This window comes from Dyella sp. C11 (assembly GCF_003121485.1).
Lineage (GTDB): Bacteria > Pseudomonadota > Gammaproteobacteria > Xanthomonadales > Rhodanobacteraceae > Dyella.
The window spans coordinates 81,695-102,725 of the sequence record NZ_QAVX01000005.1 but is presented as its reverse complement, the minus strand read 5'-3'; the positions used below and the strand labels follow the sequence as shown (position 1 = coordinate 102,725).

Sequence of the window (21,031 nt, the reverse complement as noted above, 5' to 3'; positions counted from 1 at the left end):
AAAGGCCCGGGATTTCCCGGGCCTTTTCTTTAGTGCAGAACTTGATCGTGCGAGGAACCGGATGACGAAGCTTGAGCTTGGCTTCGCGCCTCCAGCGCTTTCTCCACGTTTCTTACGCTAGGCGTGGCGCCGCGAAATGCCGTTGCACCGAAATGCCGCAGCGTCGGATGATCCATGCATGGGCTGAGGTCGAGATCGGCGGGTCGCGTTTCGATCAGTCCCAAACCACGCAAATGCACATTCCGTCTTATGAATCCCAGCGATGCGATGGTGCCGCAGCGGTGCAGGCTGAGCAGCTCAAGTTGTTCCAGCTGCCCGATGACACTGAAGTCGTGAATCTTCCTGCATCCATCAAATTCGACGCGCCGAAGCGACTTCGACGAGCCGAGCGCACTGATATCAACGAGGGCGGAAGCATGCGAAATCGACAGATGCGTGAGCTTGCTCGCCTGTTCCAGTCCTCGGAGTGAGGCAACGCGAGTCTGGATGAGCGTCAGGTCCTCGTATTGTTCGATCAGAGGCAGGGATTCGAACGACTTACGCTGGAAGGCGGAGACATGCAGGCTGCGAAGCGAAGTGCAGTGTTCCAGACCTTGCCAGTGCTCGGACCAGACGCCACCCAGCGCCCATAGCCGGGCCATGTGACGGAAGTCCATCGCGATCGCATCATCGGCGCCGAAGGTACGGAGATGATGGAGCGATGAAAGTCGCGACGGATCTTCCAGGTGACGAGTCTGCACATGCACTCGATGGACGTGCTCCACGCCATCGCAGCTCAAAAGCATGGCTACGGCGTCATGGTCGGGAATGGCTTGCAGCCAGAGAATCAGTTTGTCGTCTGCGCTGTGGCGGATGAAATCGACGCAGGGTTGATAACTGCTGCCGGATGGCTTGACGAACCGTATGCCATCGCGACCGTCCAGGAGGGTCGTTCCGTGAGGCGCATGAGTGGACGTGGCTGACAAGAAAGACTCCCTGTCGAGCCATCACGGCCCGGAGGGACTCAGTGTACCGTCGGTCGGGTCGCCGGATTCGGGATCAGGCAGGTTCGGCAGATTCGCGGGAGGGCGCGGTTTCACCCAGGGTTTCGTCCACCGACTTGGCCGGCTGCATCACATGATGCGCCAGCCCATGCAGATCCAGCTGATCCACCGGAATCGGCCGGTAATCCGGACCAAAAGCCACTTCGCCGAACTTCCAGCCTTCCAGCCGGCGCACCGAACCCCAGAAGCGCTTGGCGGCATTCCAGTGCAGGCCGACCAGGTTGCGGTTGTTGTCGTCATCCACCATCGGGTCACCCACGCCGGTGGGGCGCAGCGGTTCGTTGTAGAGCGCGGTGCCGAAGATCACGTCCCAGATGGAGAACACCTGGCCGAAGTTGCAGTTGTGCAGGTTGGGGCGGGTGGGGTCCACCAGCATGTGATGCAGGCGGTGGAACTTGGGCGATACGAGCACGCGGTTGAACACCGGGCCGAAGGCGATGCGTACGTTGGCGTGCGAGAAGTTCTGCACCAGTTCACCCATCAGCACCAGCCATGCGAACTGTTCGGGTTCCACGCCCATCACGATGCCGACGCAGGCGAGAATCATCGACTGGATGAAGCCATCGATAAGGCTGCCGCGATCGTTCGTCCAGCAACTCATCTGGCGCGTGCTGTGATGCATGCTGTGCAGCGCCCACCACCACGGCAGGGCGTGTTGCAGGCGATGCATCCAGTAGTACACCAGGTCGTAAACCACGTAGTAGCAGCCGAACAGCAGCCACGGATGCTGCTTCAGCCAGGGCACCCAGTGCGTGATGGCGAGCGGCGAGGCGCTGGCATCGCCCGGGCCGGTGTCGGGTCCGCCAAAGTAGTTGGCGATGGGCGTGAGGATGAGATAGCTGAAGATCGGAAAGATGCCGACCAGCATCATCACCGTGTACTGGAAGTCCACGCTGGTGAGTTTGCGGTTTTCCCACTTCTCCGCGGGCACGATGCTTTCCAGCGGACGGAAGATAAGTCCGATCACGCACAGCTGGAACGCGGCGATGAGCAGCGAGGCGGAGATGTCGCTCGGATCGCCGGCCAGGCCTTCCAGATGCAGGAATTGCAGCACCGGCAGCACGCCGTGGCTGGCGAACCAGCTGACCAGATGGGACCACAGTTCGGACATCGTCGACACCTTGCGAGGAAACGTGTCGGTCCTGCAGCGGGGCGATGCGAGGCACTACAGAACCGGGCGGTTCAGGATACCTCCGGCTTGCGGCGGCATCCAACCGGCAGGATTTTGCGCAGGTTACCTTTCGCCGGGCTGCCTCAGCGGCGTAGACGTTCGTCCAGTTCCTTGAGGCGCTGCGGTGTTCCCACATCGGTCCATGCGCCCCGGTAGTGGCTGCCGGTCAGCTCGCGGCGAGCGATGGCGCGCTCAAGCAGCGGGCGCAGCTTGAAGCGGGGCGGCGTTTCCTTCGCGGCCGCGTCATGCGCCACGTCCTGCCACGCATCGAGAAGCTCGCGGCGAAAAACGCCGATGCCGCTGTAGGTGAGTCGCGGCGCGCTGTCGTCAGCGTGAATCAGCCCCTGAGCGTCCAGTGAAAAATCGCCGAGGGGATGATGGGGCGCGTTGTCGACCATCAGCAGATGACCGACGCCGCGTGGCTCGACGGGCAGCGTCGAGAAATCCATGTCGGTCCACACGTCGGCGCTGATCACGATGAAAGGCTCGGAGCCCAGCAGGGGCAGCGCATTGAGCATGCCGCCGCCGGTTTCCAGCGGCGTGGGGCCTTCGTACGCGTAACGGATGCGCATGCCCCAGCGCGAGCCATCGCCCAGCGCCTCGGGAAACTGGTCGGCCAGGTGCGAGGTGTTGATCACCACGTAGCGCACATCGATGGCGGCAAGTTTTTCCAGATGCCATTCGATGAGACGCTTGCCGCCCGCTTCCAGCAAGGGCTTGGGCGTGTGATCGGTCAGCGGACGCATGCGCTCGCCGAGTCCCGCAGCAAAGATCAGTGCATGCCTCATGCCGCGGCGACCTGCGTAAGGTCGCGTCCTTCTGCGTGCTGTTTGAGCAGCGCGACGAAGTCGGCCAGCTCGGGATAGCGTTCCGCGACGGAAACCACGTAGTGATACACGCGCGGCACGTCGGCGAGATAACCGGACTTTCCGTCGCGATACCACAGTCGGTAGAACTGGCCGAGCACGCGGATATGGCGATGCAGGCCGGTGAGATCGAACCAGCGCAGGAAACGTTCACGGCTTACTTTTTCATCGATGACGGCAGCTGCAAGCAAACGCTGGCGATACGACTCCACCCAGCCTTCGACACGCTCGCGCGGCCACACGATGTACGCATCGCGCAGCAGGGACGCGAGGTCGTAGGTGATGGGGCCGGATAACGCGCCCTGGAAATCGATGACGCCGGGATTGTTGTCGTCGACGATGAGCAGGTTGCGGCTGTGATAGTCGCGATGCACGAAGCGGCGCGGCTGTTCCAGTGCGTTGTGGATGATGACGTTGAATGCCGCTTCCAGTACGTCCCATTCGCCGCACGTGGGCGTGTAGCCCAGATGCTTCTGGAGAAACCATTCGGGCATCACTTCCAGCCCGCTTACCAGGCGCTCGCGATCGAACAGCGGAAGATCCGTATGCGCCATGCGTGCCTGCATCAAGAGCAGCGCATCCATGGCGTCACTGTAGAGGCGATCGGCGGTGTCGTCGTTCAAGGCGGGCAGGTAGAGCTGCGAGCCGAGGTCTTCGATCAGCAGAAAGCCCTGGTCGAGATCCTTCGCGTAGACCGCCGGCACGTGAATCCCAGCCGCTGCCAGCTGTTCGCCGATCACCAGCCAGGGGCGTGGGTCTTCCTTGTCCAGCGGGGAGTCCATCACGACCCAGCTTTTGCCGTCGTGTTGAGTGCGCCAGTAACTGCGAAAACTGGCATCGGACGAGGCCGAGGAAAGCTCGAGCGTGGCGTCGCCAAGGACGGATCGAGTCCAGGCAAGACGGGCGGCGGCGCGGTCGGTGAGGGTGGTCATGGTGAGCGGCGAGTGGTGATACGCGCAGCTTAGCGGGAGCCGTGTCCCAACTGTAGGAGCGCACCCTGTGCGCGACCGCGGCGTGTCATGGTCGCCGCTCGGGTCGGTTGTCGCGCACAGGGTGCGCTCCTACAGGGGAAATGTTCTCGCGAGGTTGGCCCCTCACCCCAACCCTCTCCCCGGAGGGGAGAGGGAGCCAGGTGGCGGCACGCATGATGGTTGTCATGGCGTGTGGCACGTGATCATGCGAGCAGTTCGACGGTGGATGAGCCCTAACTGTAGGAGCGCACCTTGTGCGCGACCGCGGCGTGTCATGGTTGCCGTTTCGTTCGGTTGCCGCCCGCAGGGGAAACGCTCTCGCGAGGTCGGCCCCTCACCCCAACCCTCTCCCCGCAGGGGAGAGGGAGCCAGGTGGCGGCACGCATGATGGTTGTCATGGCGTGTGGCACGTGATCATGCGAGCAGTTCGACGGTGGATGTGCCCTAACTGTAGGAGCGCACCTTGTGCGCGACCGCGGCGCGTCATGGTCGCCGCTCGGGTCGGTTGTCACGCACAGGGGAAGCGCTCGCGAGGTTGGCCCCTCACCCCAACCCTCTCCCCAGAGGGGAGAGGGAGCCAGGTGGCGGCACGCATGATGGTTGTCATGGCGTGTGGCACGTGATCATGCGAGCAGTTCGGCGGTGGATGTGCCCTAACTGTAGGAGCGCACCTTGTGCGCGACCGCGGCGTGTCATGGTTGCCGCTCGGGTCGGTTGTCGCGCACAGGGTGCGCTCCCACAGGGGAAACGCGCTCGCGAGGTCAGCCCCTCACCCCAACCCTCTCCCCGGCGGGGAGAGGGAGTAACGGTGCGGCGTTAGGAGAGGTTGTAGGCCTTCTCTTCGTGCAGCGCGATGTCCAGGCCAATCTGCTCCTGCTCGTCGTCCACGCGCAGGCCCAGCGTCCAGTCGATCAGCTTCAGGATGACCAGGCTCAGTACGGCGCTCCACACCACGGTGAAACCCACGCCCTTCGCCTGAATCCACAGCTGGCCACCCAGCGATTCCACCGTGCCGAAACCACCGAGCTTCGGTGATGCCAGCGGACCCGTGAGCAACGCGCCCACGATGCCGGCGATGGCGTGCACGCCGAACACGTCCAGCGAATCGTCATAACCCAGCTTGTGCTTGAGGCGCGTGGCGCTGAAGAAGCAGATGACGCCGGCGATAAGGCCGAGCACGAGCGCACCGCCCGGACCTGCCGTACCGGCCGCAGGCGTGACGGCGACCAGGCCAGCGACTGCGCCCGACACGATGCCCAGCACGCTGGGGCGACCGTGCACGATCCATTCGACGGCGAGCCAACCCAGCGCGGCGGCGGCCGTGGCGATCTGCGTCACCAGCATCGCCATGCCGGCGCTGCCGTTCGCCGCGACGGCGGAGCCCGCGTTGAAACCGAACCAGCCCAGCCACAGCAGGCTGGCGCCCACCACGGTGTAGCCGAGGTTGTGCGGCGGCATGGGCACGTTGGGATAACCGCGACGCTTGCCGATGACCAGGCACGCCACCAGGCCCGCGATACCCGCGTTGATATGCACCACCGTGCCACCCGCGAAATCGAGCACGCCCAGGTCGCCAAGGAACGAACCCGGTCCGCTCCACACCATGTGCGCCACCGGCAGGTAAACGATGGTGAGCCACAATCCGCTGAACCACAGCAGCGCGCTGAACTTCATGCGTTCGGCGAATGCGCCGATGATGAGTGCCGGCGTGATGATCGCGAAGGTAAGCTGGAACATCACGAACACGCTTTCAGGCACCGTCTGGTAGCGTGAATCCGGCTTCAGCCCGGCGAGCAGAAAGCGATCCGCTGCGCCAATGAACGAATGCAGGTTGGTTACGCCGGCCTGCATGCCTTCCGTGCTGAAGGCGAGCGAATAGCCGTAGACCATCCAAAGCACCGACACCAGCGCGGTGATGGCGAAACACTGCATCAGCACGGAGAGAAGATTCTTCGCGCGCACCATGCCGCCATAGAACAGCGCGAGGCCGGGAATGGTCATCAGCAGCACGAAGGCGGTGGCGGTGAGCATCCACGCCGTGTCGCCGCTATCGATATGCGCGGGCGCGGCTGCCGCTTGCGACCACGCGGGCGACGTGACCAGAAGGCCGCAGAGCGCGAGGAGAGTCTTGCCTGTCGTCCGGTCAAAGCGCATCGACGTCGACCTCCTGCGTGCGAATGCGGATGGCCTGTTCCAGGTCGCTCACGAACACCTTGCCGTCGCCGATCTTGCCGGTGCGTGCGGCGCCGATGATGGCCTCCACCGCCCGGTCCAGCTGGTCGTCCGCCACGGCTACCTCAAGCTTCAGCTTGGGCAGGAAATCCACCACGTATTCGGCGCCCCGATAGAGCTCGGTATGGCCGTGCTGGCGGCCGAAGCCCTTCACCTCCGTGACGGTCATGCCCGTCACTCCCACTTCCGTCAGCGCCTGACGCACGTCGTCCAGCGTGAACGGCTTGATGATCGCCGTAATCCACTTCATCCCCAACGCTCCCCGTGCGGTAGATATGTCGCGGTGCAGCAGGATGCGTGCCACGGGGCTGGCCACGGCCGCCGGTTTCCTTCGCCTCATTCCCGCGAAGACGGGAATTCATCGCCTTTCAATGAGTTAGGTGAGAGCAAAAGTCACTGGATCCCCGCCTTTGCGGGGATGACGGTGAGGGGAAATGGAGGTTGGGGTAGGCGGTGGCCTTGCGATTGCCCGGAAAAAGAGCAGCGCATGGCGCTCCAATCCCGCTTTTGGTGCACCGCCGCGGTTTGACCGGCAAGCCATTAATCAGTACCATTTTGGTACCGATTCCCGCAGTCTCCCTGGCCGATTCCCCCATGCTCCGCGTCAGCCGACTCACCGATTACGCCACGGTGGTGATGACCTGCATCGCTGCCCATCCCGACGACGTCCTCAGCACGGCGGACATCGCCGATGAGACGCGCCTGGAATTGCCTACCGTGAGCAAGCTGCTGAAGTCGCTGGGTCATGCCGGGCTGGTCGAATCCTTCCGCGGCGTCAACGGCGGTTACCGCCTGGCGCGCCCGGCGGGCGACATCACCCTGGCGCAGATCGTCGAAGCGCTGGAAGGCCCCATCGGCATGACCGAATGCAGCCTCGCCGACGGCGTGTGCGAACGCGAATCCCAATGCGGCGTGCGCTCCAACTGGCAGCACGTCAACAGCGTGGTGGACAGCGCGCTGCGCGCCATCAGCCTCTCGGACATGCTCAAACCACCCAGTCCTCGCGTCGACAGCCATCCGGTTGGATGAGCTGAAGGCTTCCCCATGACACGCGACGACGACACCAAGACCGCCATGACTACCGAAACCACCGACCGCAGCGATATCTCCGCCACGCTTCGCGACAACGCCGAAGTGGCTGCCGCGCTGGGCCGTCGCTACGAAGCCGGTTTCGTCCCCGACATCGAGACCGACAGCCTGCCGCCCGGCCTGTCCGAAGACATCATTCGCCAACTTTCCGCGCTCAAGCACGAGCCGGAGTGGATGACCGAGTGGCGCCTCAAGGCGTACCGCCACTGGCTGCCCATGCCGGAGCCGCACTGGGCCAAGCTGAAGATCGGCGCCATCGATTTCCAGGCGATCAGCTACTACGCCTCGCCCAAGAACAAGCCGAAGTCGCTGGACGAAGTCGATCCGAAGCTGCTGGAAACCTACGACAAGCTCGGCGTGCCGCTGCACGAGCGCGCCAGGCTCGCGGGCGTGGCCGTGGATGCGGTGTTCGATTCGGTGTCCGTCGGCACCACCTTCCGCAAGGAACTGGCCGAAGCGGGCGTCATCTTCTGCTCGATGAGCGAAGCCATCCGCGAACATCCCGAGCTGGTGAAGCAGTACCTCGGCAGCGTGGTGCCGGTGGGCGACAACTACTTCGCCGCGCTCAACTCCGCCGTGTTCTCCGACGGCTCGTTCGTGTTCATCCCCAAGGGCGTGCGTTGCCCGATGGAGCTGTCCACGTACTTCCGCATCAACGCCGGTCACACCGGCCAGTTCGAGCGCACGCTGATCATCTGCGAAGACGGCGCGTACGTGTCGTACCTGGAAGGCTGCACCGCGCCGATGCGCGACGAGAACCAGCTGCATGCAGCGGTCGTTGAACTGGTCGCGCTGGAAAAGGCGCAGATCAAGTATTCCACCGTGCAGAACTGGTACCCGGGCGACGAAAACGGCGTCGGCGGCATCTACAACTTCGTCACCAAGCGTGGTGATTGCCGCGGCGCGGATTCCAAGATTTCCTGGACGCAGGTGGAAACGGGTTCCGCCATCACCTGGAAGTACCCCAGCTGCGTGCTGCGTGGCGACCGTTCGGTGGGCGAGTTCTATTCCGTGGCGCTCACGCACCATCGCCAGCAGGCCGACACCGGCACGAAGATGATCCACATCGGCAAGGGCACCAAGTCGAAGATCGTCTCCAAGGGCATCAGCGCCGGTCGCAGCTCCAACAGCTACCGCGGCCTGGTGAAGGTGGAGAAGGGTGCCGAAGGTGCGCGCAACTACACGCAGTGCGACTCGCTGCTGATCGGCAAGAAGTGCGGCGCGCACACCTTCCCGTACATGGAAGTGAAGAACCCCTCGGCCATCGTCGAGCACGAGGCAACCACCTCCAAGATTTCCGACGATCAGCTGTTCTACTGCCGCAGCCGCGGCATCGGCGAGGAAGACGCCGTGTCGATGATCGTCGACGGCTTCTGCAAGCAGGTCTTCCGCGAGCTGCCGATGGAATTCGCCGTGGAAGCGAAGAAGCTGCTGGAAGTGTCGCTGGAAGGCGCGGTGGGTTGAGGCAGCCCATGAGCGCCGAAACGCTTTCGCTCTTGCTCGTCATTCCCGCGAAGGCGGGAATGACGGGACTTTGAAGACTTTCGCAATCTTCGTTGCACCACGCTGTTAGTCACGATTTGTCCGCATTTTCGCTTCACGTACCTTTCGCCTGCACCCTATCCCTTTCAGAACTCGTATCCCGCCATGCTAAAGATCGAAAACCTGCACGCCCGCGTCGAGGGCAAGGACATCCTCAAGGGCCTCACGCTCACCGTGAATCCCGGCGAAGTGCACGCGATCATGGGACCCAACGGCGCGGGCAAATCCACGCTGGGTAACGTGCTCTCGGGTCGTGACGGTTACGAGGTGACGGAAGGTTCGGTCACGTTCAATGGCGGCGACCTGCTGGCGCTGGAACCGGAAGAGCGCGCTGCTGCCGGCGTGTTCCTCGCGTTCCAGTACCCGGTGGAAATCCCGGGCGTGAACAACACCTACTTCCTGCGCGCCGCGCTCAACGCGCAGCGCAAGCAGCGCGGCGAGTCGGAACTCGATTCCATGCAGTTCCTGAAGCTGGTGCGCGAGAAGCTCAAGATCATGCAGATCTCCGACGAGCTGCTGCATCGCGCAGTGAACGAAGGTTTCTCGGGTGGCGAGAAGAAGCGCAACGAGATTTTCCAGATGGCCGTGCTGGAACCGAAGCTCGCCATTCTCGACGAGACCGATTCGGGCCTGGACATCGACGCGCTCAAGCAGGTGGCGCAGGGCGTGAACGCGCTGCGTTCGAGCGAGCGTGGCTTCCTGGTCATCACGCACTACCAGCGCCTGCTCGACTACATCGAGCCGGACTTCGTGCACGTGCTGGCCGACGGTCGCATCGTGCAGAGCGGCGACAAGACGCTGGCGCTGAAGCTGGAAGAGCAGGGCTATGCGTGGGTGAATGACAAGGATCCCGCGCTGACCGGAGCCTCGGCATGAGCGAGGCGCAACGCACGCCCTTCGTCGACTCGCTGCTGGAGGCCGCCGCGCAGGCGCAGCTTCCGGGCAGCGGCATCGGCTGGCTGGATGCCGCGCGCCGCGAGAATCTCGACGCGTTTGCTGCAGGCGGTCTGCCGGACACGCGTACCGAAGCCTGGAAGTACACCGCGCTGCGCGCGCTCGGCCAGCGTCGTTTCGCTTCGGCCGATGCGCAGGCATCGACGCGCGCCATCGATGTGGACGGTTTTGCGCTGTCGGGTGTCAGTGGCCCGTCGCTGGTCTTCGTCAATGGCGTGTTCCGCGCTGATCTTTCGCGCGTCGACGCATTGCCGGCCGGCCTGACGTTGCAGCCGCTGTCGCAGGCGCTCAAGGGTGACGCCGAGCCGCTGCGCTTTGCGCTGTCGCGTCACTACCGCGAAGGCGGTGACGTATTCGCCCGCCTCAATGCTGCACTCGCTTCCGACGGCGTGGTGCTTCGCGTGGCTGCTGGCGCAATCATTCGTGAAACGGTGCAATTGGTTTTCGTGGGTGCCCCGTCCGAAGGCGACGTGGCCTCGCATGTGCGCCACATCGTTGAGTTGGGCGAAGGTAGCGAGCTGTCGCTTGTCGAGCAGCATGTCGCGTTCGGCACGCATCAAAATCTCGGCACGCAGGTCACCGACATCGTGCTGCGCAAGGGCGCGAAGCTTCGCCACGTGACGCTGCAGAAGGCCTCGGAAGGCAGCACGCTGGTGCGTCACGACAGTGTGCAGCTGGATACCGACGCGCACGCGGCCTTCCATGTGCTGGAACTGGGTGGCTCGCTGGTGCGCCACGATCTGCATGCCACGTTGGCGGGCGACCGTTCGCGCCTGGATACGCGCGGCGTGTTTGCACTGCGCGGTCGCCAGCATGTCGATACGCAGATGTCGATCCATCATGCGGCGTTGAACACGGCGTCCGAATCCGTGTGGCGCGGCGTGGCCGATGAGCGTTCGCGCGGTGTGTTCCGCGGTGCCATCGTCGTGGCCGAAGGCGCGGATGGTTCCGATGCCAGCCTGAGCAGCAAGAATCTGCTGCTTTCCGGCAGCGCGGAGATCGACACCAAGCCCGAACTCGAAATCTATGCCGACGAAGTGAAGGCCGCGCACGGCGCCACAGTGGGCCAGCTCGACGAGCGCTCGCTGTTCTACCTGCGCTCGCGTGGCATTCCGTTAGCCGAGGCGCGTTCCATCCTCACCACGGCGTTCTGTCGCGCGGTATTCGATTCGCTGGACAACGATGCGTTGCGCGAGCATATCGACGCACAACTAATGGCAAACCTGCCCACCGCCTGAGCGCGGCCGACAGCAGAAAGGCAACCGACCCGATGAACGCACAGACCCAGCCGAGTCCCACCGTTTTCGACGTCGAGCGCATCCGCGCCGATTTCCCGCTGCTGTCGCGCACGGTGCACGACAAGCCGCTGATTTATTTCGACAACGCCAATACCAGCCAGAAGCCGCTGAGCGTGATCGAGGCGGTGGACCAGCACTATCGCCTGCGCAACGCGAACGTGTCGCGCGCGGTGCATCTGATTGGCGAAGAAGCCACGGCCGCCTACGAAGGCGCACGAGACAAGCTGGCGCGGTTCATCAACGCCACGTCGCGCAACGAGTTGATCCTCACCTCCGGCACCACGCAGGCGATGAACCTCATTGCCTACAGCTTCGCCATGCCGCGCCTGAAGGAAGGCGACAGCATCCTCACCACGGTGATGGAGCACCACGCCAACATCGTGCCGTGGCAGATCGTGGCCTCGCGCACGGGCGCGACGGTGAAGGCGGCGCCCATCGACGATCGCGGCGAGCTGATTCTTGAGAAGTACATCGAGATGCTCACGCCGGACGTAAAGCTGGCCTGCGTCACGCATGTCTCCAATGTGCTGGGCACGGTGAACCCGGTGCGCGAGATCGCCCGCGAGTGCCGCAAGCGCGGCATTCCGCTGGTGGTGGATGGCTCGCAGGCCGTGCCGCATCGACCGGTGGATGTGCAGGCGCTGGGTTGCGATTTCTACGCGTTCACCGGTCACAAGATGCTCTCGCCCACGGGCACGGGCGGCTTGTGGGCACGCAAGGAACATCTGGAAGCCATGCCGCCGTTCTTCGGTGGTGGCGAGATGATTCGCGAGGTGAGCTTCTCCGGCACCACGTTCGCCGCGCCTCCGCACAAGTTCGAAGCCGGCACGCCGAACATTGCGGGTTTTGCCGGCGTGGGTGCGGCCATCGAGTACTACGATTCGATTGGCTTCGACGCCATCCACTCGTGGGAACAGCAGCTGCTCAGCTATGCCACCGAGCGCCTGCGCGACATTCCCGGCCTGCGCATCGTCGGCGAGGCCAAGGAAAAGGAACCCGTCATCTCGTTCCTGATCGACGGCGCGCAAGCCACGGATCTCGCCACGTTGCTCGACCTGCAGGGTGTCGCCGTGCGCTCCGGCCACCACTGCGCGCATCCGCTGATGCAGTTCTTCAAGGTGCCCGCCACGCTGCGCGCCTCGCTCGCTTTCTACAACACCCGCGAAGAAGTCGACGCATTCATCACCGCACTGTTGAAGGTGCGAAAGCTCCTGATGTGACCCACCCGAACGCCCTCTCCCCTCCGGGGAGAGGGCTGGGGTGAGGGGCCAACCTGGCCTCAGGCGGTAAAGGGCGGAAAGGTGCCTCGCCCGGATTTCTTCGGGTTGTGGCCAGCGATCCAGTTAAGGCTTCAGCGTCGAAGCCGCGACACAGCGATGGTCGCGAAACAGCGCCCACTCCTCGCACTCCCGCCCATCCTTGAACACACAAACGCCGCCCACATTGCCCGCGGTGTCCTTGCGCAGGTCCAGCTGCCCACCTTGTTGCACACAATGGGTCGACGCCGGATTGGCGAGTCCCGTTTGAGATGCCGACGAAGGAGCCGGTGAGGGTGTGGCACATGCCGCCAACAGACAGGCGAGCAGGACGGCGATAGCGTGCTTCATGGCGGCGCATCCTCGTTTGGCCATCCGCACTATACGACGCGGGTCTTCCCGTGGTGACGAAAAGAAAAACGCCGCGGCATGACCGCGGCGTTCTCGTTTCATCGGCAAGCCTGGGGCGTTACCAGATCTTCACCTGCTTGTCGGCCGGGCGAACCATCGCATCGCCTGCCTTGCACTGGAACGTCTGCGCAAAGGCCGGCATGTTCGACGGCGCACCAATGGCGCGGAACTGCGCGGGTGCGTGCGGATCGGTGTTGAGCAGCGTGAGCTGCGCTTCCGGACGGATGCTGCCGCGCCACACGCGACCCCAGTTGAGGAAGAAGCGCTGGTCCTGCGTGTAGCCGTCGATCTTGCTCTTGGCTTCGGCCGGGTTGCGCTTCAATGCCATCTGCAGCGCGTCGTACGCGGCGTTGAGGCCGCCGAGGTCGCCGATGTTCTCGCCCATGGTCAGCTTGCCGTTGACGAACTTGCCCGGCAGCGCTTCGTAATGGTTGAATTGGTCGGCGAGCAGGTCGGTGCGGGCTTCGAAGGCCTTGCGGTCTTCATCGGTCCACCAGTTCACGTTGTTGCCCTGCGCGTCGAACTTGCTGCCCTGGTCGTCATAGCCGTGGCCCATTTCGTGGCCAATCACGGCGCCGATGCCACCGTAGTTGAGCGCGTCATCTGCCTTGGCGTCGAAGAAGGGCGGCTGCAGGATGGCGGCCGGGAACACGATCTCGTTCTTCAGCGAGTTGTAGTACGCGTTCACCGTCTGCGGCGTCATGCCCCATTCGGTGCGATCCACCGGTTTGCCGATCTTGCCGACCATCCAGTCGTAGTTGAACTTGTCGGCGGCCTGGACGTTCTGGAAATAGCTGTTGCTGCCGGGAATGGTGAGGCCGGCCCAGTCGCGCCACTTGTCCGGGTAGCCGATCTTGGGCGTAAAGGTGGCCCACTTTTCCAGCGCTTTCTTCTTGGTGGCGTCGCTCATCCACGGCAGGTTCTCGATGCGCGTCTTGTACGCGGCACGCAGGTCGGACACGAGTTGCTCGGCGCGTGCCTTCGACTGCGGCGAGAACGTCTGCGCCACGTAGAGTTGGCCCAGCGCCATGCCCATGCCGTCTTCCACGCTGTCGAGCGTGCGCTTCCAACGCGCCTTCATTTCCTTCTGGCCGTTGAGCGTCTTGGCGTTGAAGGCAAAGTCTTCCTGCTGGAACGGCGTGGACAGATACGGCGCTGCCGCCGCAATGGCGTGGTAGCGCAGGTACGCCTGCCAGTCACTTGCCGGCACGTCGGCCAGCATCTTGTCGAACTCGGCGAAATACTTCGGCTGCGACAGGGAGAAGCCATCCTTCACGTCGGCGCCCTGTGCCTTGAAGAACGCAGCCCATTCGAAGTGCGGCGTTACCTTGTCGGCATCGGTGATGCTGACGTAGTGATAGCGGTTCTCCGGCTGGCGTAACTCGGTGGGCACCAGCGATGCCGCAGCAAGGCGCGTCTCGAACGCCATCACGGCCTTGGCCTGTTTCTGCGCGTCGGCCTCGCTCACGCCGGTCAACTGCAGCGTACGCGCAATGTGCGCCACGTATTCGGTGCGAATCTTTTCGAAGTCCGGCTTGCTGTAGTAATCCGCCGTCGGCAGGCCCAGGCCGCCCTGGTTGGCGTAGGCAATCTGTCGGCTGGAATCCTTGAAGTCGGCGTTGCCGTAGAAACGGAAGGTCACCGGGTTGCCGCGTGCGTAGCTGTCGGTGATGTAGGCAACGACATCCTTGCTGTTCTTGATGCCATCGATGCGTGCCAGTTCCGGCTTGATCGGATCGAAGCCCGCCTTCTCGATGGCGCTTTCATCCATGCCCGACGCGTAGAAATAGCCGATCTTCTGCTCGATGGAGCCCGGCGCGGCGGTGGCGGCATTCTTCGCGGCGCCGTCTACAATGCCGTGCTGCACATTCAGGCTGTCCTCGCGCAATGCGTCGAACGAGCCCCAGCGTGTGCGGTCGGCAGGAATCGGGTTGGCGGCAAGCCACTTCGCATTGACGAAGCCGTTGAAGTCGTTGCACACGTTCTTGCTCGTGTCGAGCTCCTTCACGTCGAACGAGCCGTTGGGTGCAGCCAGCGCGGCCGTGCACAGGCCCAGGCCCACGGCCAGCGCGAGCGGTTTCACAATGCGGTTCTTCATGGATTCTCCCTTGGGGATGCGATGCGCGCATCCGGTCTGTACGCGGGGCAGCGAACCCCAATCCACAGGCTAGGCAGCCACGTCAGTCAGCCGACAGTGTCGAAGGTCATTGTTCGGTATGGCGCCGGGCAGGGCGGTATCATGCGCGGATGCTTACTGCCCCTGCCTATCGAACGGCCACTGCCGCCGACACGCCCGCCATCGTGGCCTTGGTTGAATCGGCCTATCGCGGCGAATCCGGCCAGCGCGGCTGGACCACCGAAACTCATCTGCTTGACGGCCAGCGTACCGATGCCGAGAACGTGCTCGAGCTGATCGGCCGCGATGGAAGCCTTGTGCTGCTGGCAGAAGAGGAAGGCGAGCTGCTGGCGTGTTGCCATATCGAACGGCAGGGCGGCGCGGGTTACTTCGGCATGTTCGCCGTGAACCCGGACAAGCAGATGGGTGGCCTTGGCCGCGCGCTGCTGACGGAAGCGGAGCGCGTGGCGCGCGACACTTGGCAGGTGCCGTCCATGCGCATGACGGTGATCGAACAGCGCGCCGATCTGATCGCGTGGTACGAGCGTCGTGGCTATCGACTCACCGGCGACACGGTACCGTTCCCCTATGGCAACGAACGCTTCGGCGTGCCGCGTCGCGACGACCTGCGCTTCGTCTATCTCACCAAGGCCCTGGGCGGGGAGACCGCATGAACCTCGCCGACTGGATTTTCGTGGGCACCCGCAGCGAAATGCTGCCCGGTGAATACAAGGTCGTCTGGGACGGCGACACCGCCATCGCCGTCTACAACATCGACGGCGACCTCTACGCCATCGAAGACATCTGCAGCCATGATGGCGGCGAACTCGCCGGCGGCGACGTGCATGGTTTCGAAGTGGAATGCCCGCGGCACGGCGCGCGTTTCGACGTGCGCACCGGCGCCGTCACTTGCCCACCGGCCTACGAACCCATCGCCAGTTTCCCCGTGCACGAAGTGGACGGCCAAATCTGGACGCGCGACGATCGTTGAGTGACGCCGCGTGGTTCGGCGTCAGAACCGATAGACAAACGCCAGCGTCGTGGTGAGCTGGTTCGCCGAACCAAAGTGACGCACGAGCGGACTGTTGTCGGCGTCGCCGAGCAGGCGCGCATAGTTGATCGCCACGGCGACGCCGGTGTGCACGCTGGTGGGCATGTAGGCGTCGTATTCGAACGAAATCTGCTGGCTGCCGGCGCCGGGCGACCACGGTGTGGTGCCGAGTTTGGCGGCCTGTTCCGGTGACACGCCGAAGAAGCGATTCATGGCGGCGCCGTTCATGGCTTGCCATTGCAGTTCCAGCGCGTGGTTGTAGTAGCCGATGGCGGGCAGGTCGTAGTCCGCGTACAGGTTGAGGTACGCGCCCGCGCCTTGCGTGTCGTGCGAGAGGTTGCCGCCGACGCTGAAGGGTTTGGTGAACTGGTATTCGAGATAGCCGCCGCCCTGCAGGCGCGGTGACAGCGAATCCATGATGCCGCCCAGGCGCGGGCCGAGTTCGTCGTGGGTGCGACCCCACAGGTAATTGCCGTAGAAGCCGCCGCGCCAGTTGCCGCTATGGATGAAATCGATGGTGAGGCCGTCGAGCATGGACACGGTGATGTGCCACGGCAACTCGGCATCGATGTACGGCACAGGCTGGTTGCGGTGATCGCTGGAGCCGAGCCACGCGGGCATGCGTTGAACGCCGGCGCCGAAGATCATGTTGCGATCGTCAGTGGTGGCGTCATCCGCGATGGCCGTGCCGGCAAGCAGGCAGGCGGACAGCAGCGCGGTTGCGCGGGCCAGACGGGAACGCTTCGACACCATGCCGGCGAAGACTACGCGCCAGGCTTGGCGCGAACTCCCTTGGCGTCGCCGAACTGCACGATCACGCGCTGACCGATGCGCAGCGACGGCGGCGGTGCTTCGTCGAACACCAGCACGCATTCCACCGTGCGCGTGTTGGCGCGGATCAGCGGATCTTCTTCCAGTGCGCTCGGGCCGAACACGGTACCGATGCGCTGCACGTGTGCGCCGAGCATGGGCACGCCGCTGCCGCTGTCATCCACTACTTCGGCATGCATGCCTTCGTGCACGGCGCCGACAAACGATTCGTTGAGTTCCGCACGCACGATGCGGGCACCTTCCGGCAGCAGCACGAACGCAGCACCACCTTGCGGCGACACGGTGGCGCCGGGCTGGATGTCGCGCTCGACGATCTGGGCATCTACCGGTGCGACGAGACTGCGCTGTGCCAGCTCATAGCGTGCGGCCGTCAACTTCTGCGCAGCCATGGCTTCGGCAGCGCGTGCGTTGTCGAGCTCGCCTTGCAACTGGTTGGCGGCGTCTTTTGCGTCGTCTGCGCTCTGGCCATCGCCTGCGCCGGCCGCTGCGGCAGCCTGCAGGCGGGTGGCGCGCTGCTGGGCTGCCTTCAGGCGTGCTTCGAGCAGGTTGCCCTGCGCCTTGGCTTGCTTCTGTTCGGCATCGGCGGCGCTGACGGCGAGTTCGGCAGGGCGCGTGTCGAGCACGGCCAGCACCTGACCCTTGTGCACGTGATCACCCTCGCGCACCTTGATGTCTGCCACCACGCCTTCACGCGGCATGCTGAGCTTGAGCAGGCCGCCTTCGATGTCCACGCGCCCACGCGCCACGGCTGCATAAGTGGCGGCGGGCGTTGCCTGCGTGCTGGCCTGGTCGCTGTCGTGCGAACAGCCAACGAGCACCGGTACGACCAGTGCCAGGGCAAGCAGGGAATAGAGCGGACGCAGGGTCATGCAGTGGGTTCCTCGTGCCCTGACGTCGTCGACGCCGGGGAGGGCACACGGTCGCTAAGGATACGGCCATCCTCCATGGCGAGCACGCGGTCCGCGTGACCGACCAGGCGCGGATCATGGCTGACGCACAGCACGGTGGTGCCGTGGGTGCGCGCGATGCGATGGAGGATGTCGATGATGATCTGGCCGTTGGCCGCGTCGAGCGCACTGGTGGGCTCGTCGGCGAACAGCAGGCCGGGCTCCTTGGCCAGCGCGCGGGCAATGGCCACGCGTTGTTTCTCGCCGCCGGAGAGCTCGGAAGGACGCAGGTCCATGCGCGGTCCCAGGCCGACTTCTTCCAGCGATGCGATGGCGCGGCGGCGCGCTTCGCCGGGAGCCAGGCCGAGGTAGCTCAGCGGCAGTTCCACCTGCTCCAGCGCGTTGAGCGCCGGGAACAGGTTGAAGCCCTGGAACACAAAACCCGTATGCAGCAGGCGGAAGCGTTCCAGCTCGCGCATGCCGAGCACGCCAAGATCCTGGCCCAGCGCGGTGACGTGTCCGCCATCGGGGCGCTGCAAGCCGCTGAGGATGGCGAGCAGGGTGCTCTTGCCGCAGCCGGATGGACCGGAGATGAGCGTGAGTTCGCCCGCGCGCACGTCCAGCGTCAGGTCGTGCAGCACGGTGTGGCTGATCTTGCCCGACGTGAACGACTTGGCCACGTTGCGGGCCTGCAGCGATATCGACGGCATCATGTTCGGTTGCGCGCTCATCGCTTACCTCAGCAACGTGGCTGGATCGGCGCGGCGCAGGCTGCGCATGGCAGCAAGGCCCGACACGATGGCAAGGCCCATGCCCAGCGCAAGGCAGGCGAGCGTGGCCCATGGGTCCAGCGCCACCGGCACGCTGCGGCTGCGCGCGAGTACGAAGGCCAGGGCGCCCAGCACGATGCTGCCGATCAATCCCAGCGCACCCACCCAGAACGCCTGTTCCATCACCACCTTTCGCAGCGCGCCCACGCCCACGCCCAGTGCGTTGAGCGTGGCGTATTCGCGTACCGAGCCGATCACGGCGGCGACCAGCGTCTGGCTGGTGATGACGGCGCCCACGAGGAACACGATGCCGGCGAGGAACAGCACGCCGGCGCCGGCACCGGTGTCGAACATCCAGTAGAGCTGCGAGCGGCGTGCGAAGTCCTGCGCGGTCCACACGTCGTACTTGCCGAAGGCGCTGTTGCCGCGCAGCCGTGCGGCCACGTCGTCGGCCTGCGAGGGATCGCGCAGCTTTGCCACGAAATAGGTCATGCGGCTGGCGTTGGACGGGTCGGTATCCAGCTCGGCCGCAGTAGCGAGCGAGGCCACCACGTTCACGCCACCGAGTGCGCGCAACCCGCTGCTCACGCCGACCACGCGCACGCGATGGCCGTTGATCACGGCACTGTCGCCCACGCTGACGCCCAGGCTGTCCAGGTCCGCCTTGTCCACGATCACCGCATCGGGTTCGTTGAGCCGCGCACGCAACGCGAGGGGCAGCGCGTGCGCGAACATCAGGCCGTCGGGACGTGCGTTGATGCCGGAGACGAACACCGACACGCCGCCGGTATCGCTGGGCCCACGCCAGTCGGCATCCACCCAGTGGAACGGTTCCACGGCCGTCACGGCCGGGTCCATGCGCAGGCGCATTTCCACGCCCGAATCGATGGAGCGACCCAGGTTGACGCTTTGCGTGCCGGGATAACCCGCCCACAAATCCGCCGACGAGCCGGTGATGTAGACGCTGGCGCTGCCGAAGATGCCGAGCACCAGGGCCGCCTGCAGCAACTGCAGCAGGCCGGCGAAGCCCACGGCGAGAATGGCGGGCAGGAAGCGGCGCCATTCGTAGATGAGGGTTTTGCGGGCGAGCGCGACCATCAGTCGGCGCCGCCGGCTGCCGGCGCGGGTGCCGGGGAAGGGGGCGGCGGCAACGGTGCGCCGCCGAGCGCCTTGTAGAGCGCCACATAGGCGAGGTCGCGCTGCGCGATGGCGCCCACCAGCTCGATCTGCGTGCGCTGGTTTTCGATCAGGCCTTCCTGCACGTCGAGGTTGCTTCCCAGGTTGAGTTCCGCGCGCTTGCGCAGCGCGGCCATGCTGGTATCGACAGCCTGGCTGGCGCGCTGCAGCGCTTCTTCGCGAATACGGGTTTGCTCCAGGTCGCCCATGGCCGTTTCCGCTTCGGCCACGCCTTGCAGCACGGCCTGGCGATAGGCGTACACCGCGGCCTTGAGTTCGTGATCCTTCACGTGCGCAGCGGCCACGCGCTGGCCCCAGTCGAACAACGGCACGTCCAGGATCGGACCATACGAGGAGATGGCCTCGCCCGTGTGCACGCGATAGTTCGACAGGATGTTCGCCGACCATTGCAACGACGCACCGAGGCCGATATGCGGGTAGATCTCCGCGCGGCTCATGCCCAGCTCGCCCGCCGCGCGCAGCACGTCGGCTTCGGCGCTCTGGATTTCCGGCCGTGCGCGCAGCATGTCGGCGGGCGCGGTGGCGAGCTGCCATGCACCCAGGCGCGGCTGGGGGCCGGGCGTGAGCCATGCGGGATCGGGCTCGGGCTGCCCCAGCAGCACCGCCAATTGCTGGGCACTGGCATTGATGGCTTGCTGCGGTTCGGTCAGGGCGGCCTCGGTGTGGGCCAGCTCGGCCTGGGTCTTGGCCACTTCGACGGGCGGCACCAGCTTCAGCTGCGCGCGCACCTGCAACAGCTTGAGCCGCTCCTGCTGTGCGTCACGCACGGCGCCCAGCAGCCGGGCCTGCTCCTGCGCCGTGCGCAGTTCGATCCAGCGGCGGCTGACCTCGGCCACCAGCGATACCTGCGCGCCGCGCAAGGCCGCGTTGGCCTGGCCTTCCTGTCCTGCCGCCACGCGTTTGCTGCTCTGCCAGGCCCCGAACAGGGGCAGCTCCCACACGGCATCGAAGCCGACGACGAAATACGACGCCGTGGTGTCCGGGTCGATCACATCGTTGGTGCGACCGTGCAGCGAAGGCAGATAGGGGTCGTGGGAGTGCCGGTTCTGGATGCGCGCGGCGCGCACGCGCTCGGCGGCCTGCGCCACATCGAGGTTGTTCTGCAGCGCACGCTGGACCAGATCGTCCAGGGCGGGATCACCCAGCGCCTGCCACCAGCCGTGGAGGTCCGCCGACGGTGGGGCGACGCCGGCAGGCGCATTGCGCCAGGTCTCGGGCACGTTCGGCTTGAGCTCCGGCAGGGGCGCCACGGAGCAACCGGCGAGTATCGCAAGTCCACACGCCAGCAGACTGCTGACGAGCAGATGACGACCCCGGCGTGGTGTAGCTTCCATGTTCAACAAATC

The 21,031-nt window shown here is 64.7% G+C and carries 20 protein-coding genes; 7 read left to right on the top strand and 13 right to left on the bottom strand.

Going from position 1 to position 21,031, the window contains the following annotated elements; genetic code table 11:
• Positions 1-29 precede the first annotated feature (29 nt).
• The 6 genes from DK366_RS07030 to DK366_RS07000 form a co-directional block, all read right to left on the bottom strand.
• Positions 30-965, bottom strand: a complete 936-nt coding sequence (locus DK366_RS07030; protein WP_157956466.1) for a hypothetical protein — start codon at positions 963-965, stop codon at positions 30-32.
• A gap of 73 nt (positions 966-1,038) precedes the next feature.
• Positions 1,039-2,154, bottom strand: a complete 1,116-nt coding sequence (locus DK366_RS07020; protein WP_109124836.1) for a sterol desaturase family protein — start codon at positions 2,152-2,154, stop codon at positions 1,039-1,041.
• A 143-nt stretch (positions 2,155-2,297) separates the two neighbouring features.
• A complete protein-coding gene (gene murU / locus DK366_RS07015; protein ID WP_109124835.1) occupies positions 2,298-3,002 on the bottom strand; it encodes an N-acetylmuramate alpha-1-phosphate uridylyltransferase MurU in 705 nt (234 codons plus the stop codon).
• Positions 2,999-4,012, bottom strand: coding sequence for a phosphotransferase (locus tag DK366_RS07010; protein ID WP_109124834.1), 1,014 nt, complete (start codon positions 4,010-4,012; stop codon positions 2,999-3,001). Before DK366_RS07010 ends, murU begins: the two co-directional genes overlap by 4 nt.
• A gap of 855 nt (positions 4,013-4,867) precedes the next feature.
• On the bottom strand, positions 4,868-6,205 hold the full coding sequence (locus DK366_RS07005; protein WP_198651458.1) for an ammonium transporter: 1,338 nt from the start codon (positions 6,203-6,205) through the stop codon (positions 4,868-4,870).
• Positions 6,195-6,533 carry a P-II family nitrogen regulator gene (locus tag DK366_RS07000; RefSeq protein WP_109124833.1) on the bottom strand — a complete coding sequence of 113 codons (339 nt, stop codon included), beginning with the start codon at positions 6,531-6,533 and terminating at the stop codon, positions 6,195-6,197. Before DK366_RS07000 ends, DK366_RS07005 begins: the two co-directional genes overlap by 11 nt.
• Before the next feature lie 344 nt (positions 6,534-6,877).
• Between DK366_RS07000 and DK366_RS06995 the strand changes: the two genes are divergently transcribed.
• The 5 genes from DK366_RS06995 to DK366_RS06975 all read left to right on the top strand — a co-directional run bounded on the left by DK366_RS06995 (position 6,878) and on the right by DK366_RS06975 (position 12,386).
• A complete protein-coding gene (locus DK366_RS06995) occupies positions 6,878-7,312 on the top strand; it encodes an SUF system Fe-S cluster assembly regulator (protein ID WP_109124832.1) in 435 nt (144 codons plus the stop codon).
• A gap of 45 nt (positions 7,313-7,357) precedes the next feature.
• A complete protein-coding gene (sufB, locus tag DK366_RS06990) occupies positions 7,358-8,836 on the top strand; it encodes a Fe-S cluster assembly protein SufB (RefSeq protein WP_109124927.1) in 1,479 nt (492 codons plus the stop codon).
• 183 nt (positions 8,837-9,019) lie between these two features.
• Positions 9,020-9,790, top strand: a complete 771-nt coding sequence (gene sufC / locus DK366_RS06985; protein ID WP_109124831.1) for a Fe-S cluster assembly ATPase SufC — start codon at positions 9,020-9,022, stop codon at positions 9,788-9,790.
• Positions 9,787-11,106, top strand: coding sequence for a Fe-S cluster assembly protein SufD (sufD, locus tag DK366_RS06980; RefSeq protein WP_109124830.1), 1,320 nt, complete (start codon positions 9,787-9,789; stop codon positions 11,104-11,106). Before sufC ends, sufD begins: the two co-directional genes overlap by 4 nt.
• Before the next feature lie 32 nt (positions 11,107-11,138).
• Positions 11,139-12,386, top strand: coding sequence for a cysteine desulfurase (locus DK366_RS06975; protein ID WP_109124829.1), 1,248 nt, complete (start codon positions 11,139-11,141; stop codon positions 12,384-12,386).
• A 123-nt stretch (positions 12,387-12,509) separates the two neighbouring features.
• On the opposite strand, the gene DK366_RS06970 is transcribed toward DK366_RS06975, so the two are convergent.
• The gene (locus DK366_RS06970) at positions 12,510-12,773 is read right to left on the bottom strand and encodes a DUF333 domain-containing protein (RefSeq protein WP_109124828.1); all 264 of its coding nucleotides are present in this window, start codon (positions 12,771-12,773) and stop codon (positions 12,510-12,512) included.
• A gap of 118 nt (positions 12,774-12,891) precedes the next feature.
• On the bottom strand, positions 12,892-14,931 hold the full coding sequence (locus DK366_RS06965; RefSeq protein WP_109124827.1) for a M13-type metalloendopeptidase: 2,040 nt from the start codon (positions 14,929-14,931) through the stop codon (positions 12,892-12,894).
• Positions 14,932-15,080: 149 nt separating this feature from the next.
• Here DK366_RS06965 and DK366_RS06960 point away from each other — a divergent pair, with 149 nt between their 5' ends.
• The gene (locus tag DK366_RS06960; protein ID WP_109124826.1) at positions 15,081-15,623 is read left to right on the top strand and encodes a GNAT family N-acetyltransferase; all 543 of its coding nucleotides are present in this window, start codon (positions 15,081-15,083) and stop codon (positions 15,621-15,623) included.
• Entirely contained in the window at positions 15,620-15,940 is a 321-nt protein-coding gene (locus DK366_RS06955; protein ID WP_109124825.1) for a non-heme iron oxygenase ferredoxin subunit, read from the top strand. The genes DK366_RS06960 and DK366_RS06955 overlap by 4 nt, the downstream gene beginning before the upstream one ends.
• Before the next feature lie 21 nt (positions 15,941-15,961).
• Here DK366_RS06955 and DK366_RS06950 read toward each other — a convergent pair whose 3' ends face one another.
• Genes DK366_RS06950 through DK366_RS06930 form a run of 5 tightly spaced genes read right to left on the bottom strand, consistent with a single transcriptional unit; the run spans position 15,962 to position 21,019 of the window.
• Positions 15,962-16,753, bottom strand: coding sequence for a MipA/OmpV family protein (locus DK366_RS06950; RefSeq protein WP_109124824.1), 792 nt, complete (start codon positions 16,751-16,753; stop codon positions 15,962-15,964).
• Between the two features lie 11 nt (positions 16,754-16,764).
• Positions 16,765-17,700 (bottom strand): HlyD family efflux transporter periplasmic adaptor subunit, encoded by a 936-nt coding sequence (locus DK366_RS06945; protein ID WP_109124823.1) that lies wholly within the window; start codon positions 17,698-17,700, stop codon positions 16,765-16,767.
• Positions 17,697-18,449 (bottom strand): ABC transporter ATP-binding protein, encoded by a 753-nt coding sequence (locus DK366_RS06940; RefSeq protein ID WP_109124822.1) that lies wholly within the window; start codon positions 18,447-18,449, stop codon positions 17,697-17,699. Before DK366_RS06940 ends, DK366_RS06945 begins: the two co-directional genes overlap by 4 nt.
• 3 nt (positions 18,450-18,452) lie before the next feature.
• Positions 18,453-19,586 (bottom strand): ABC transporter permease, encoded by a 1,134-nt coding sequence (locus tag DK366_RS06935; RefSeq protein WP_109124821.1) that lies wholly within the window; start codon positions 19,584-19,586, stop codon positions 18,453-18,455.
• Positions 19,586-21,019 carry a TolC family protein gene (locus tag DK366_RS06930; RefSeq protein ID WP_232820945.1) on the bottom strand — a complete coding sequence of 478 codons (1,434 nt, stop codon included), beginning with the start codon at positions 21,017-21,019 and terminating at the stop codon, positions 19,586-19,588. The genes DK366_RS06935 and DK366_RS06930 overlap by 1 nt, the downstream gene beginning before the upstream one ends.
• Positions 21,020-21,031: the final 12 nt, after the last annotated feature.